Source organism: Flaviflexus ciconiae, assembly GCF_003971195.1.
Lineage (GTDB): Bacteria > Actinomycetota > Actinomycetes > Actinomycetales > Actinomycetaceae > Flaviflexus > Flaviflexus ciconiae.
The window spans coordinates 1349232-1363819 of sequence record NZ_CP034593.1 but is presented as its reverse complement, the minus strand read 5'-3'; the positions used below and the strand labels follow the sequence as shown (position 1 = coordinate 1363819).

At 60.5% G+C, this 14588-nt stretch carries 14 protein-coding genes; 13 read left to right on the top strand and 1 reads right to left on the bottom strand.

Translation table 11 applies throughout. The annotated features are described in order from the left end of the window. Positions 1-266 precede the first annotated feature (266 nt). From ffh to EJ997_RS05995, 12 genes are all read left to right on the top strand, one after another. A complete protein-coding gene (gene ffh / locus EJ997_RS06050) occupies positions 267-1817 on the top strand; it encodes a signal recognition particle protein (protein WP_126703768.1) in 1551 nt (516 codons plus the stop codon). Positions 1818-2043: 226 nt separating this feature from the next. After that, positions 2044-3138, top strand: coding sequence for an amidohydrolase family protein (locus tag EJ997_RS06045; RefSeq protein ID WP_126703767.1), 1095 nt, complete (start codon positions 2044-2046; stop codon positions 3136-3138). Between the two features lie 168 nt (positions 3139-3306). Next, a complete protein-coding gene (rpsP, locus tag EJ997_RS06040; RefSeq protein WP_126703766.1) occupies positions 3307-3780 on the top strand; it encodes a 30S ribosomal protein S16 in 474 nt (157 codons plus the stop codon). Continuing rightward, positions 3780-4019 (top strand): RNA-binding protein, encoded by a 240-nt coding sequence (locus tag EJ997_RS06035; protein ID WP_054952084.1) that lies wholly within the window; start codon positions 3780-3782, stop codon positions 4017-4019. The genes rpsP and EJ997_RS06035 overlap by 1 nt, the downstream gene beginning before the upstream one ends. A 60-nt stretch (positions 4020-4079) precedes the next feature. Next, positions 4080-4670 carry a ribosome maturation factor RimM gene (gene rimM, locus EJ997_RS06030; protein WP_126703765.1) on the top strand — a complete coding sequence of 197 codons (591 nt, stop codon included), beginning with the start codon at positions 4080-4082 and terminating at the stop codon, positions 4668-4670. A 181-nt stretch (positions 4671-4851) separates the two neighbouring features. After that, positions 4852-6069 (top strand): GNAT family N-acetyltransferase, encoded by a 1218-nt coding sequence (locus tag EJ997_RS06025; RefSeq protein WP_323052637.1) that lies wholly within the window; start codon positions 4852-4854, stop codon positions 6067-6069. A gap of 144 nt (positions 6070-6213) precedes the next feature. Then, positions 6214-6567, top strand: a complete 354-nt coding sequence (rplS, locus tag EJ997_RS06020) for a 50S ribosomal protein L19 (protein ID WP_126703764.1) — start codon at positions 6214-6216, stop codon at positions 6565-6567. 88 nt (positions 6568-6655) lie between these two features. Beyond that, a complete protein-coding gene (gene lepB / locus EJ997_RS06015) occupies positions 6656-7420 on the top strand; it encodes a signal peptidase I (protein WP_126703763.1) in 765 nt (254 codons plus the stop codon). Then, complete coding sequence (locus EJ997_RS06010) at positions 7417-8073, top strand: ribonuclease HII (RefSeq protein ID WP_126703762.1); 657 nt, start codon at positions 7417-7419, stop codon at positions 8071-8073. Before lepB ends, EJ997_RS06010 begins: the two co-directional genes overlap by 4 nt. Beyond that, positions 8066-8380 carry a DUF2469 domain-containing protein gene (locus EJ997_RS06005; protein ID WP_126703761.1) on the top strand — a complete coding sequence of 105 codons (315 nt, stop codon included), beginning with the start codon at positions 8066-8068 and terminating at the stop codon, positions 8378-8380. Before EJ997_RS06010 ends, EJ997_RS06005 begins: the two co-directional genes overlap by 8 nt. 227 nt (positions 8381-8607) lie before the next feature. Further along, a complete protein-coding gene (gene dprA / locus EJ997_RS06000) occupies positions 8608-9687 on the top strand; it encodes a DNA-processing protein DprA (RefSeq protein ID WP_164719837.1) in 1080 nt (359 codons plus the stop codon). Further along, a complete protein-coding gene (locus tag EJ997_RS05995) occupies positions 9684-10613 on the top strand; it encodes a tyrosine recombinase XerC (protein ID WP_126703759.1) in 930 nt (309 codons plus the stop codon). Before dprA ends, EJ997_RS05995 begins: the two co-directional genes overlap by 4 nt. 23 nt (positions 10614-10636) lie before the next feature. On the opposite strand, the gene EJ997_RS05990 is transcribed toward EJ997_RS05995, so the two are convergent. Then, a complete protein-coding gene (locus EJ997_RS05990) occupies positions 10637-13237 on the bottom strand; it encodes a LuxR C-terminal-related transcriptional regulator (RefSeq protein ID WP_126703758.1) in 2601 nt (866 codons plus the stop codon). Between the two features lie 898 nt (positions 13238-14135). On the opposite strand from EJ997_RS05990, the gene EJ997_RS05985 reads away from it, so the two are divergent. Then, positions 14136-14579, top strand: a complete 444-nt coding sequence (locus EJ997_RS05985; RefSeq protein WP_126703757.1) for a hypothetical protein — start codon at positions 14136-14138, stop codon at positions 14577-14579. Positions 14580-14588: the final 9 nt, after the last annotated feature.

The window sequence follows — 14588 nt, the reverse complement described above, 5'->3', positions numbered from 1 at the left end:
TGGCGTTCAGCGGTCCCGGCGGGGTCGTGCTCGGTTATTTCCGGCATTGCCCCGCCGGTTCACTTGCTCCGCGCAGGTGGGCCTGATTTGCCTCGCCCGGTTGTGAGGAACGCTTGCTAGGGCAGGATCTCGTGGATGTTTCCTCAAGTCGCTAAGATGGTTGGGAACATTCGGGCGGCCCTGAGGCACTGTTCACGGGCTCGCCGGGTAGTAGTAGCGGACGAGAAACGGCTACCCTTAAACGAAGTCAAAGGAATAGGACGACTGTGTTTGCATCACTTTCTGATCGGATAACCGGCTCTTTTAAGCAGCTGCGCGGCAAGGGCCGTCTCTCCGAGGCGGACGTCGACGGGACGATCCGCGAGATTCGCCGTGCCCTTCTTGAAGCCGACGTGGCCCTGCCGGTCGTCCGCCAATTCACCGCGTCCGTCCGAGAGAAGTCTGTTTCTGCGCTGTCCTCGCAGGCCCTTAACCCGGCCCAGCAGGTCATTAAGATCGTCAACGACGAACTCGTTGAGGTCCTTGGCGGCGACACTCGTGAACTGAACTTTGCTTCGCGCCCGCCAACAGTCATCATGCTGGCCGGCCTCCAGGGTGCCGGTAAGACCACGCTCGCTGGAAAGCTTGGCCTGTGGCTGCGTGAACAGGACAACAAGGTCCTCCTTGTAGCCTCCGACCTGCAGCGCCCCAACGCCGTCAACCAGCTCCAGATCGTGGGCGAGCGAGCAGGCGTGGACGTGTGGGCTCCTGAGCCGGGCAACGGTGTCGGTGACCCCGTTCAGGTGGCACGCTCAGGTGTTGAGCACGGTCGCCAAAACCACTACAACGTCGTTATCGTCGACACGGCCGGTCGCCTCGGTGTCGACGAGGAGATGATGGAGCAGGCCCGGAACATTCGGGATGCTGTCAACCCGAACGAGACCCTGTTTGTTCTGGACGCGATGATTGGTCAGGACGCAGTCCAGACCTCGATCGCCTTCCGTGACGGTGTTGGCTTCACCGGTGTTGTGCTGTCCAAGCTCGATGGCGATGCTCGCGGCGGCGCGGCACTCTCGGTCCGTGGTGTGACCGGTGTTCCGGTCCTCTTTGCCTCCACCGGCGAGAAGCTTGAAGACTTTGAGCGGTTCCATGCTGACCGCATGGCTTCCCGAATCCTCGACATGGGTGACGTTCTCACCCTGATCGAGCAGGCCCAGAAGGCCTACGATGAGAAGGAAGCTGAAGATCTTGCGGAGAAGATGGCGGAGGGAACGTTCACGCTGAACGACTTCCTGGCCCAGCTTCAGCAGGTCCGGAAGATGGGCTCCATGAAGAAAATGCTGGGCATGATGCCCGGCATGGGGCAGTTCCGTGACCAGCTCGAGAACTTCGACGAGCGCGAGATTGACCGCGTTGAGGCCATCATTCGTTCGATGACCCCGCAGGAGCGTCGCGACCCCAAGATCCTGAACGGCTCCCGCCGTCTCCGCATCGCCAAGGGCTCCGGAAGTACCGTCCAAGAGGTGAACTCCCTCATGGACCGGTTCGAGAAGGCCAAGACGATGATGCAGCACATGTCGAAGACGGGCGGCGGAGCCCCCGGCATGGGATCGCTGCCCGGCATGGGCAAGCGAGCGAAGGCCCGTCAGCCAGCTGCCTCCAAGAAGAGGAAGTCGGCCAACAAGAAGGGCCGCTCCGGTAACCCCGCAAAGCGCGCACAGCAGGAGCGGGAGGCGGCTCAGAAGCGTGCCAACCAGCCCAAGGGATCCGCGTTCGGCGTCTCCAACCAGGGGGACGATACGCCGGACCTGAACGAGCTCGCCAAGTTCCTCCGATAGGGACGTGCCTGCGGTCGTTCCAGCGTAGGCACCTAGGACAGTCTGCTCCGGAGGCAGAAGGCGTACAACGTGTCGATCCGAGGCAGACTGGACGTCCTAACGCCCGGGCCGCGGGTAGGGATTCCCAGCCGACAGGCCACTTAGCCTCAGAGCTGAGATAGTGACACTGCGTCGACAGAGCATTGGAAAACTGACCACACATCGCGACAGCGTAAAGGAGTAGGCCATGATCCACCTGACTGGAACGATTATCCACGGGGGTGGAATAGCGCCCGAAGCCTGGATCGTCGATGGTGCGATCACTTACGTGAAGCCCGAGGGAGCGAAGACGGCAACCACAGTTCGTGGGTTCGCCATGCCGGGGTTGCTTGACGTGCACTGCCATATCGGCCTCGGCGCGGATATTCTCGTCGACCGTGAAACTGCTCTGCAGCAGGCCGCTGATGTGGTGGCCAGCGGCGTCACCCATGTTCGCGACCTCGGTACCCCCGGTGACATGTCGTGGATCGATTCGGAACCCGGCGTTCTCAGGATCATCCACTGCGGGCGCCACATAGCTCGCCCGATGAGGTACCTGCGGGGGATTGCCCGCGAGATCGAACCCGCCGAGCTCCCGGGCGTTGTCGTTGACGAAGCCGCCAAGGCCGACGGCTGGGTAAAGCTCGTTGGTGACTGGATTGACCGATCCAAGGGCGCAGACTCGGACCTGGAGCCGCTCTGGCCGCGAGAGATCCTCATGGACGCGGTGCAGGCCGCCCACGAGGCCGGTGCCAAGGTTGCGGTCCACACCTTTGCGACGGAGACGATCGATGATCTGCTCGAGGCAGGAGTCGACGACATCGAGCACGGCACGGGCATGTCACCCGATCAGATGATCGAGGTCGCAAAGCGCGGCATTCTCGTAACCCCAACGGCCAATCAGGTTGAGACCTTCATCGATATTGCCAATCAGGCTGGCGCGAAGTATCCCGTGTACGGCAAGCGCATGAGACACATGTACGAGAACCGCAAGGAGCACATGGCTGCCATGGCGGACGCTGGTATTTCGTTGCTCATGGGCTCCGATGCTGGAAGCACGCTCTCCTACGGCACGCTACCAAGCGAGATCATCGCTTGTATCGATGCCGGCATTCCCGCGGACACTGCCATTGCCGCTGCCTCCTGGGAGGGGCGAGCACGACTTGGCCTTTCTGCCTTGGAAGAAGGAAGCGTGGCCGACGTGGTTGTTTATGCCGATGATCCACGGTCGAACCCCGAGCTTCTGAACTCCCCGCATGCCGTCGTGCTTGGCGGCCGGCTCGTGAGTGATGCCACGGAGTGAATGTCTCGTTACCGCTTGGGTTGATCGGCTGATTCTGGCAGAATTAGACGGCGTACCCGGCTTGACTTGGACCCTCTCACCAGGAATAGCCGTGTTCCGGAGACCGGGAGTCCGGGTCCCCACCTGACATCCGCGATCCATAACTCAGAACCAGGAGTGACCACACAAGTGGCAGTTAAGATTCGTTTGAAGCGCATGGGTAAGATCCATGCGCCGTTTTACCGTGTAGTTGTCGTCGACAGTCGCAAGAAGCGCGACGGTCGAGTCATCGAGGAGATCGGCAAGTACGATCCCCTTCAGGAGCCCTCGCTTATCGAGATCGACTCCGAGCGTGCACAGTACTGGCTTTCGGTCGGCGCTCAGCCGTCCGACGCGGTCCGCCGTCAGCTCCACATCACCGGCGACTGGGCGAAGTTCCGCGGCAAGGGCAACGCCGAAGGCGTTCTCGAGGTCAAGACCGTGACCGAGGAAGAGAAGGCTGAAGAGCGCAAGGCCGCTATCGCCGCCGTTCAGAACGACGCCGAGAAGCAGCGTGCCGCCAAGGCCGAGGCCAAGGTTGCCGCTGACGCTGAGGCAGTAGCCGAGGCATCGGAAGAAGCCGGCGCTGACGCCGAGGCAGAAGCACCGGCCGAGGACGCCTAATGCTGGCGGATGTTCTCGAGCACCTCGTGCGCGGCATTGTCGATAATCCCGATGATGTTCGCGTCGACTCGAAGCGCGGCAGGCGCGGGGAGACCCTCGAGGTCCGAGTCAATCCTGACGATCTCGGACGCGTCATTGGACGCTCCGGTCGGACAGCACGGGCACTGCGTTCCGTCATGTCGGCGCTCGTTGCTCGCGGCTCTGTCCGCGTAGACGTCGTCGAGACTGACCAGGCCTAATACATCTCAGGGTGCCGGCACGATTCTTATCGTGTCGGCACCTTCTTGTACTCTGGGAAAGTGCAGTTACGCGTAGCAGTTATCGGTCAGCCCCACGGCCTTAAGGGTGAAGTGCGGCTTGACGTCCGGACCGACCGTCCGGAAATTCGCCTGGCAGTCGGTTCGATTCTGGAAACGGACCCGCCCGAGGCGGGTCCCCTCACGGTGGCGAAGAACCGCACCTACAAGGACTCGTACTTCGTTCTCTTTGACGAGATCAAAGACCGCACCGCCGCCGAATCTATCCGCGGTGTCGAGCTCGTTGTGGAGACCGACGAAGAGGAAGAAACCGGTGAGGACGAATGGTACCGTCACGAACTCGTCGGCCTTGAAGCCCTCGACCCGGACGGGTACACGCTTGGCGTGGTGAAGGAACTTGAGATCATGCCGGGCCAGGACCTCCTCGTCGTGGAAGAGCCCGACGGTCTCATAACCCGCGTCCCGTTTGTTAAAGAAATCGTTACCGAGATCGACATTGAGGACAACTGCGTTATTATCGACGCGCCTCCCGGCCTGTTCTCCGAAGAGGAAATGGTGATCTCCGAGGAGACGGTCTCGGGTTCTTCGAAAAGCGATGATTCTCAGGATCATGCTTCTGAGGAAACGAAGTAACCATGCGCTTCGACATCTTCTCCGTCTTCCCCTCCTATCTCAACTCCCTGCGGCTTTCACTTGTCGGTAAGGCAACCGAAGGGGGCTCTATCGACATTCAGGTTCACGACCTGAGGGACTGGACCGAGGACCGACATCGTACCGTTGATGACACCCCCGTTGGCGGGGTGCCGGCATGGTCATGCGTGCCGATATCTGGGGCAAGGCCCTCGACACTGCTTTCGACGCGGACCTGGGAACCGACTCCCCGCGCAGAGTGCTCGCTATCCCAACGCCTGCCGGATATCCGCTGACGCAGGAAATCTGCGTGGACCTCGCGGAGCGCTGCGATCAGATCGTTATTGCCTGTGGGCGCTACGAAGGCATCGACGCGCGGGTGGCTTCCCACTACGAGAAACTGGAGGGAGTCGAGGTCTTCGAATTCAGCCTCGGAGACTACGTCCTTAACGGGGGAGAGGTAGCCGCCCTCGCCCTTGTCGAGGCCGTTGCTCGTCTCGTTCCGGGAGTTATTGGGAATCCCGAATCTCTCGTCGAAGAATCGCACGGCAGCGCAGGGCTTCTCGAATACCCGAGCTACACGAGGCCGCTCGACTGGCGGGGCGAATCGGTTCCCGCGATCCTCACCTCCGGCGACCACGGACGGGTCGCCAGGTGGCGGAGGGACGAAGCACTCCGCAAGACCGCACTGCGGCGCCCCGACATGATTGCCGCTCTCGAAGCTGCCGACCTTGACAGGCGGGACCGCGCCGCACTGGGCCAGCACGGCTGGTACTGGCCGAAAAAGGCCGAAATCGGCATGCACCCGTTCAAGCCGGTTGCGGAGATCCCAACCAACATGGACGCGGCTGGTGACTACAGCGAACTCGCGGCACGAACATTCCCGGACGCTTGCCCAAAGGGCATGTCGGATGCCGATATTCAGGCCTTTATGGCCAAGAATCTTTCGGTTGAGGCGTTCCAGAACTACATTTCATCCGAAGGGTGGGTCCTCGTTGGTGTACGGGACCACGATGGTTGCCTCATCGCCTATTCGCTGTGCCTCGTCCCGGAGGGGGAGGGTGCGGCGGGAGCCGATGAAGGTGCTCCGGTCGATGCTGAGCTGGCGGACGGTCCTCGTATCGGTCCTCTTGTGGAAATGTCGAAGTTCTATCTCGATCGGCCCTGGCGGGGGTCGGGTCTTGCCGGGTTGCTGATGACGGCGACACTGCAGGAATTAGCATCGGCAACCCGGTCGTGGGAGAGGCCCTACGTGTGGCTGGGAACAAACAGGGGAAACAGCCGGGCGCAGGCGCTTTACACGAAGCTCGGATTCGAGTCGGTGGGAAGCCGCTCTTTCCTTGTGGGTGAGCAGAATAACGAGGATATTGTTATGGCTCGAACTCTCGATGTGACATACTAGAACGCGCTGATCACTCGCTGACACAGTGCGCAAATCCTGCCGCAGGGGGAAGCGCATCGGCGAGAAACCATTAATCTTCGGCAGTTCCGCTGCCCTGAACATCGACTGTGACCTGCGCGCACGGACGGGAATAGAAGAAACACCATGCATAACCTCGACATTGTCGACAACAAGTCGCTTAAGTCCGACCTTCCGGAGTTCCGCGCCGGCGATACCGTCCGCGTGAACGTCAACATCATCGAAGGTAACCGCTCCCGTATTCAGGCCTTCCAGGGTGTTGTCCTGGCACGCCAGGGCACCGGCCTGCGCCAGACCTTCACGGTCCGCAAGATGTCGTTCGGTGTGGGTGTTGAGAGGACCTTCCCCCTCCACGCGCCGACCGTTGACTCGGTTGAAGTCATCACCCGCGGCCGCGTTCGCCGCGCCAAGCTCTACTACCTGCGTGATCGCCACGGCAAGGCTGCCAAGATTCGTGAGAAGCGTAACGACGCTAACTAGAAGACGTTATGCGGCCCGCCGGGACTATCCGGCGGGCCGTCTTCATATGTGCCCTATGATGACAGAGTGAAGATAGGCAGGAGGACGAATGGCTGAGGATCATGGTCGCGATGACGAAATGCCACCCAGCTACGTCCCCAAACCAGCAGGTGAGGGCTCTGCGCAGGAAGCGCAGTCAAAGAAATCCGGCTGGAAGTCATACTTGGCGGAGATGGTGGCGGTTATCGCTTTCGCCCTTGTCATCTCGATTCTCATCAAGACGTTCTTCTTCCAGGCGTTCTACATCCCGTCCTCCTCAATGACGAACACCCTCGAAATCGGGGATCGAATCATTGTCAATAAGCTGGCGAACTCCGCCGACGAAATCCACCGGGGCGACGTCATCGTCTTTGTCGATCCGGGCGGCTGGCTCGACAGCGAAGACGACCCCGATCGTTCCGAATTCATGGACACGCTCTACACCATCGGTGAAATGATCGGCCTCCTGCCGAAGGATTCGGGCCAGCACCTCGTCAAACGAGTGATCGGCGTGGGCGGCGATGAAGTTGCCTGCTGTAGCAGCGGAGGGTTGCTTACCGTCAACGGCGAACCGATCGAAGAGCCCTATATTAAGACCGGAACGATTCCGTCCGGTATGGAGTTCCGCGTCATCGTCCCGTATGGACACGTCTGGGTCATGGGAGATAACCGTTCGAACTCGGAAGATTCTCGCGCACACATGGGAGCGCCCGGTGGCGGCTTCGTCCCTGTCGACAACATCGAGGGGCGCGTCGCTCTCATCATGTATCCGCTCAGCAGATTCGGCGGTCTCGGCGACTACTCGAGCGTGTTCCAGGACGTTCCCGAGCCATGAAATTAGCAACACCGGACCTGGAACAGCAGGTCCTGGCGGAGCTGACCGAACAACTCGGTAGGCCCGCCATTATCGTCGGCATGGACGAAGTTGGCAGGGGAGCACTCGCGGGCCCCGTCGCTGTCGGTGCCGTCGCCATCACCACCTCGACACCCGAAGCGCCAGTGGGCCTCGCAGATTCAAAAGTACTGCGCCCCGCCGTGCGGGAAGCCTACGTCGAGACAATCACGAACTGGGCTCCCGGAGCAGTGGGCTACGGAAGCGTCGATACGATCAACCGGGCAGGGATCATGGCGGGCCTGCGCGAAGCTGGCATGTCGGCCCTTGCCCAGCTACCGGTCGTCCCCGACCTGATCCTTCTCGACGGCGTTGCCGACTGGCTGACAGGCAATGATCTGTTTACCGGCTTCGACACCCCGAAAGTCCGCACCGTCGTCAAAGGCGACCTCACCTGCACCGTCATTGCCGCAGCATCGATCCTTGCCAAAGTGGCCCGCGACGAGCTCATGGTCGGGCTCGACGGCGCCGACGGCTATAGTTGGAAGTCGAACAAGGGCTATGCCTCGCCAGCCCACATCGACGCGCTTTCTCGGCTCGGGCCACACGTCCACCACCGTACGGCTTGGCAGCTTCCAGGAGTAACACATGAGTGAATTGGAGAACTTCGAAGGCGACATGGAGCTCGCGCTGTACCGCGAGTACCGCGACGTCCTCAGTCTGTTCCGCTTCGTCGTTGAGACCGAGCGGCGGTTTTATCTTGCCAACGACGTTGACGTGAAGATCCGCTCGGCGAACAACGGCGAAGTGTTCTTTGACGTCGCTCTCACCGACGCGTGGGTGTGGGACATTTACCGCACCACCCGCTTCATCCGCTCCGTCCGCATCGTCACCTTCAAGGACGTCAACGTCGAAGAGCTCAACAAGTCAGACATCACAAAGGACCTCGGGCTCGACAAGTAGCCCTGGCGAAGCGGTATCCGAGGTTGGTGTCGCTGACCCCGGGGCCTAACTGCAAGCCCATTTCCGCCCGCGTCAGCTAACTCCGTCGTAGCCACTCTTGCTATCAGCCCCGGCCCGTCCACAAGGACGGGCCGGGCGCATTGTTCCGCCAAGGAGTTTCTGCACGAGAACGCCCATTCGCCCGCTCGCGAAGATAAGGACGGATAGAAAGGGCGACAATGCAGACAATGACAGGAGAGCGGGCCGCACGGGCGGTCTGGAGCCACCTGGTAGAACCCGGCGACCCCGCGGGTCATCTCGACGGCAGTGCGCTAGAAGCACTCGAGCTACTCCGCAGTGGCGGTCTGGACGGTGACCTTGCTACGCACGCTGCGCGGTGGAAACTGCGCCTGGAGGGCCTGGATGAAGACGTTCTTGCCGGCCGATTCGATAGGAATCTACGGTTCCTCATTCCGGACGATGAAGACTGGCCGAAGAGCCTGGCGGATCTGGGTACTCTGCAGCCGATCGGGCTGTGGATGAGAGGGCGAGCCTCGATCCTCTCGTGGCCGTCGGTCTCAATCGTCGGGGCGCGAGCCGCAACGTCCTATGGTCAGTCCGTGGCGAGTGAGATGGCGGGGGATTTGGCAGCAACTCACGTCCTGGTTTCCGGAGGCGCCTTCGGCATTGATGCGGCCGTTCACCGGGCCACCCTGGCCCGGCACGGTCGGACAGTTGTTGTGCTCGCAGGAGGCATCGATCGGGTCTATCCTGCCGCCCACAGGGAGCTCATCGAAGCGATCGTCGTCTCCGGTGGAGCGGTCGTGTCTGAGATGCCCCCGGGGGCTACTCCCGCTCGGCACCGGTTCTTGTCCCGCAACCGGCTCATCGCCGCGCTCGGTCAGGTCACGGTCGTGGTGGAAGCGGGCGTACGTTCGGGTGCCCTATCGACCGCTCGCCACGCGGCGGAGATCGGCCGTGATGTCGCCGCGGTACCGGGACCCATTACCTCAGCGGCAAGTGCTGGCACGAATCAGTTGCTGCGGGACTTCGGGATCTGCGTCACCGGCGCACAGGATGTCAGGGAGCTCCTCGGTACCATCGGGCCCGATACCCTTCCTCGCGTGGCGGAGACAGTGTACGACAGGCTGGGGGAACGGGACCGACGTGTCTGGAATGCTCTGACGCCCCGCGTGGTTGGGTCACTCACCGGTATTGCCAGAGAAGCGGGACTGTCAGCTCACGAGACTGCGACATCCCTGTCTTTCCTCCAATCGATTGGTCTGGCACGATCCATTGCCGACCGGTGGATTAGGGTTGCGGTATGAGTTCGCTCGCCGTTTCTTCCCTCATTGACGCCTACGGGCGTGAGCTTTCCGTGCGTCGGGGACTGTCCGATCACACCGTCTCCGGGTACCTGTCGGACGCCCGGAATCTGCTCGGATACCTGTCGGCTCTTGTCGGCGCCAGGAGTGATGACCTGACCGTCGCTGATCTTGGGCTGGAGAACCTTGAGCTGGAAGACCTGCGGTCGTGGCTCGGAACCCAGCAGCGTGCGGGATCGTCCAGGTCGAGTCTTGCGCGGCGTGCCGCTGCCATTAAGTCCTTCACCGCATGGCTTGCCGAGCAGGGTGTGACGGAGAAGGATGCCGGTGCCCGGCTTTCTTCTCCGTCCCCGGATTCACGCCTCCCACACGTGCTGTCGGTCGGTGATGCCGGGAAACTCCTCGACTACGCCAAGGACGTGGCCGAGCGCGGCAACAAGTCGAAGATCCGCAACTGGGCGGCCTGCGAACTGCTCTACTCATCCGCCTTGCGAGTGAGTGAACTGACGGGGCTCAACACGACCGATATCGAAGGCGATACCGTCCGAGTATTCGGTAAGGGCGGCGTTGAACGAATCGTGCCCCTCGGCGCGCCAGCGCAGGAGGCACTCGATGCCTACCGCGAGGTTCGTCCGTCCTTTCTCGTGAAGCCAACGGACGCACTCTTCCTCGGGGACCGGGGAGGCCGGCTCGACCCGCGGACGCTACGCGGAATCCTCCACAGGCTCAGCGGCCTGGCGGGTATTGCCGATACTGCACCGCACGACCTGCGCCACTCGGCGGCCACCCACATGCTGGATGGTGGGTCGGACCTGCGCACAGTTCAAGAGTTCCTCGGGCACTCGTCCTTGGGAACGACCCAACGCTACACTCACGTATCGCCAGAAAGGCTTCGGAGCGCTTTCGGTCAGGCACACCCGCGCGCATAGCAACACGACCCGAATCGGTTGCTCTACTGGAGCCCCACGCGCACGGCATCGCGCCGTCTCTTCACCCCGAGCTTGCGGTAGATCGACCTCTGGTGAGATCGGACGGTGGCGGGAGAGATGAAGAGGGACTCCGCGATCTCCTCGGCGCTCATCGGCGTTGCCAGGTACTGGAGAATCTCCGTTTCGCGGCGGGAGAGGTCGCGATTCGGTTCGAGGGTTGAGACCACATGAGAAGGACTCGTTGCCAGCCGTTCGGTTAGGAAATGCTCGTGGGGTGTACCCCGGTCGATGTGGGCGAGGATGAGCGCCCGCGATGATTCATCGAGACCGACGAACGGCGACGCAATTGATTCTGGAACGGCTAGCGTGAGGCAGCTGTCTAGCAGATTGTGGGCAAGGGTCTGGTCTCCTTTGTCCCATGCGATGACAGCCTGGGTGAACTGGATGCTCGACGCGGTGTAATTGGTGAGCTGGTTCTTGTCGATCTTCGAAATCAATTTGAGGGCCCTATTGGGGTAGCCAAGCCTGCGCCACATTTCTGCCGCCATCGATAACACGGTTGTGATCCCGTCGTGCGAACCGATCCGCTCAAGAGCCTGAACGGCAGCGGGCCTCTTGCCGCGGGCCCACAGTATGCCGGCATGGGCGATTGCCTTGTAGGCGGGCCAGGGGAGACCGTGCTCAACGGTGTCGGGTATCTTATCAAGCATGACGAGTGCTTCGTCGAGGAGGTCGTGTCGGGCGATCGTTGCCGTGGCCGCGAAATAGAGGCGCCCCATCCCAGTACGCCACGTTGCCTTCTGCTGGCTAGAGTCGAGAACCCGGGCGTCCCTGATTAACTGGTCGATATCCCCCTGCCAATAGGCGACGAACATGGACGACCAATAGACGACGCTTCCGTCGATTGGATCGAACATGCTGGGGTTGTCTGCCGATTCGCGATCAATGATCTGGCGTGCGGCATGGAATTTACCGACGAATGCGAGAGCGAGGGCATTCATTGCGGCCGCCCTGTGCGCGAGTCTCGGAAGACCCATTTCTCGAGCACCCATTGTCGCCGCGGTTAGAAGCTCGATGGCGCGACGGGGGTTGGTGCGCAAGCGGATCATCGTGGAGCCGACCACGTACATGTAGTGCAGGTGTTGGCTCTTCGAGAGGGCCGCCTTCGCGAGGATCTTTTCGGCCTCGGCCACAGTCTCCGTGAGTTCGGCGTGTCCTGAAAGGATTTGGAGATTCGTAAAAATCATTGTCGTGGGGGACTGCTTGAGTTCGTCACCGGACAGTCGTTCCAAGGCAGCATCGGCATGGGTTCTGAGCAACTCGGATGTGATCGTGTCCCCAGCAATGTGGCGGCACACGGAGCGGATATGCATAATTGAGGCATCGTGTTGCCTACTTCTCGGCAGTTGCAGGCAACGCTCCTCCAGTCGGTCCGTGTGCCCGTGCATGACGAGCGGCATCCACACTTCGTTGATCATTGCCACCGCGAAGTCGTCGTCGCCGGTTTGGAGCGCATGGAAAATAGCTTCCGCCGGATATGGGTCGGCCATCCATCCCGCCGCTCGACGGTGAACGGCTTGTACCCGAGCCGGGTCGGTGCGCTCGGCGATCTCACGGCAGCTAAGCGCGAAGGTGGAATGCCAGCGGTACACGGTTCCGCCACCGTTGTATTGGAAGCTGTCGAGGAACAGGCCGCCCGTGCGGCACTCTTCGAGGTAGGAGGCAGCGAGGTGGCTGCCTGTCATCTCGCTGGCAAGGCTCTCATTGACTCGGTCGGCGATAACCGCATCGAGGATAAATTCGCGAAGCTCCGGACGGATCTTCTCCAGAATCTCCGCTTCAATGTAGTCGGTGAGGACGCTTGGGGGAGTGTGCTCTTTCAGATTGACCGGCGGATGTTCAACGGCTCCTATTTGAAGCAGTAGCCGGACCGCCACCGGCCATCCACCCGTCTCCTCCCACAGGCGCAGAGCGGCATCGGCACCTGCGTCGCTACTCAGGGCGACAAGCTCTTTCACTTCGTTTTGCGTGAATGGGAACGCGACGTTTGCGAGCCGGATAGCCTCCCCTTTGGCAAGGGGGTTTGCCATCCACTTCGACAGGCGACCTGTGCCGCTGAGAATGAAGCGGATACGACCGCCACTGTAACGAGCCAGCGGAACCACAATATTGTTGAGGGCGTCCTGACTGGAAGCCTGTGCTTCGTCGATGATGACAGCGGTTGTGCCGGCGGAAGGGATCGCGTCCAAGAGTGACTCGAGAACCGGCTGTAGTGACTCCGCGCCGTCCTGGACATCGAGCACCAGTTTGCTGAGATCGTCAGACTCGGGAAATGTGCGCTGCAGTGCCGCTAAAAGGTAGGCGAAAAGTTGCGTTGTTGTCTTGCCCTCTTGGCCGAGGGTTAACCAAACGGTGGGCTCCTCGCGCTCCTTTGCCCACAGGCTGAGGGCGGTGGTCTTTCCGAAACCGGACGGTGCTTCAATGACGCTGATCGGATACTCACGTACCGACGAGGTAATGATCTCAAATAGTTCGTGGCGAAGAATCTCTCGTCCGCTGACCTCCGGTGCTGTGACAAAGAATCGCGCAACGGCCGGTAGTGGATGCAGAGAATCGCCTGGCATATCCACATCGTAACAAGATGGAAAAACTCGTTTCTTAGTTTCTCATGAAATAAGAAGCGGTTTGATACCCATCTTGGTCTAGGGAATCTCGGTGCGATGATGTGCGATAGACGCGCACATGTATTGATGTAATGAAGCCATTATCGAAGCTAATAGCACTCGGCTAAGGCCGTCTTACCCGGCTACCGAAGCGCCGACGACAATGATTACTCGCCCTCTCATCATTTTTTGAACGACTCATCAAATGGGGAGACATTGCTGAAAAAGTAATCATAACTTTATGAATGGAGCGCGGGTTCTCCGACTTTCATTGAAGCGCACAAGCTTTCGGTGGACGATCAGATCGGCATATCGCCCGAGCCCATGACGGTCTTGGGTGATCCGTTATGAGAACTGCGAGGAATTCATGAGTGTCGACACGCGGCCGCCGGCGCATTCAGCGACGGTGCCTCAGCAATCGACCCTATCTTTACACCAATCCCGGTATCCGTCGATCAATGGCGATCGACGGATACTACCTCAAGGTCTGGAGTCGTTTGACCTGACCTGTTGCGCTCAGATTTCACGCGGAATCGCGCGTTGAGGCAATGGAAATTGGACCCAGTAGCAGCTTTGTGAAGCCCTTTACTGGGTGAGCTATGCCCTGCCATAGCCACTCTTACGCGCGACTTTGACAGCAGAGCTTCAACGTTCTTACCAGCACTTCAAAAAAGGAGACACCCGATGAAATCACAACTGGAAAAGGGGGAATGACGTGAAACGTCCTCATCCGTTGAATGACGACAACACCCGCTCTCGTCAGCCAAACTGGCTGATGAGAGCCTGTCATTCTGTACTGGCCACGCTGAGCTCGGCAGGTAGCAGGGGTTTGGCTAAGAGTCGTGCGAGTGTGACTCGTATGCGCAAGCGCGCGTACAGCGCCCTGGCCATGATCGTTGCTGCCGTCATGCTGTTCCCCGCGGCTGCCACGGGCGAACCCGCCTCGCCGATGCAGGAGCAGTTCCCGGAATATTTGACCGTTCGAAAGTCGGTCGATAAGGAAGAGCTCCAGCCGGGTGATTCGTTTACCTACAGCATCTACCTGGAATGCCAGGAAACGACGTGTCTCAATGCTGAGCTGGTAGATGATTTCCCGACGGAGCTGGCCGGGTGGCCGATTGACAACGTCTTCATCAGCCCGGCAGCGGCAGAAGTTCCCCGCGAAGTTACCTGGTATGAGGGCGATACTGCTCTAACCGACCAGCCTGCAGAACTTGGCGCTGATACTTCGCTAGTCCTTGACGTGCTCCATCTGACGCAGGACGGCGAAGGAATGGAGCCGGGACAGACCCTCCACCTCTAGGTGACACTG

Bases quoted from the DNA above. Each gene is read 5' to 3' on its own strand.
- EJ997_RS06025 (WP_323052637.1), top strand. From the start codon at position 4,852: ATGCGTGCCGATATCTGGGGCAAGGCCCTCGACACTGCTTTCGACGCG.
- EJ997_RS05985 (WP_126703757.1), top strand. From the start codon at position 14,136: ATGCGCAAGCGCGCGTACAGCGCCCTGGCCATGATCGTTGCTGCCGTC.
- EJ997_RS05990 (WP_126703758.1), bottom strand. From the start codon at position 13,237: ATGCCAGGCGATTCTCTGCATCCACTACCGGCCGTTGCGCGATTCTTT.
- EJ997_RS06005 (WP_126703761.1), top strand. From the start codon at position 8,066: ATGAGTGAATTGGAGAACTTCGAAGGCGACATGGAGCTCGCGCTGTAC.
- dprA (WP_164719837.1), top strand. From the start codon at position 8,608: ATGACAGGAGAGCGGGCCGCACGGGCGGTCTGGAGCCACCTGGTAGAA.
- EJ997_RS05995 (WP_126703759.1), top strand. From the start codon at position 9,684: ATGAGTTCGCTCGCCGTTTCTTCCCTCATTGACGCCTACGGGCGTGAG.
- EJ997_RS06045 (WP_126703767.1), top strand. From the start codon at position 2,044: ATGATCCACCTGACTGGAACGATTATCCACGGGGGTGGAATAGCGCCC.
- EJ997_RS06010 (WP_126703762.1), top strand. From the start codon at position 7,417: ATGAAATTAGCAACACCGGACCTGGAACAGCAGGTCCTGGCGGAGCTG.
- lepB (WP_126703763.1), top strand. From the start codon at position 6,656: ATGGCTGAGGATCATGGTCGCGATGACGAAATGCCACCCAGCTACGTC.
- rplS (WP_126703764.1), top strand. From the start codon at position 6,214: ATGCATAACCTCGACATTGTCGACAACAAGTCGCTTAAGTCCGACCTT.
- EJ997_RS06035 (WP_054952084.1), top strand. From the start codon at position 3,780: ATGCTGGCGGATGTTCTCGAGCACCTCGTGCGCGGCATTGTCGATAAT.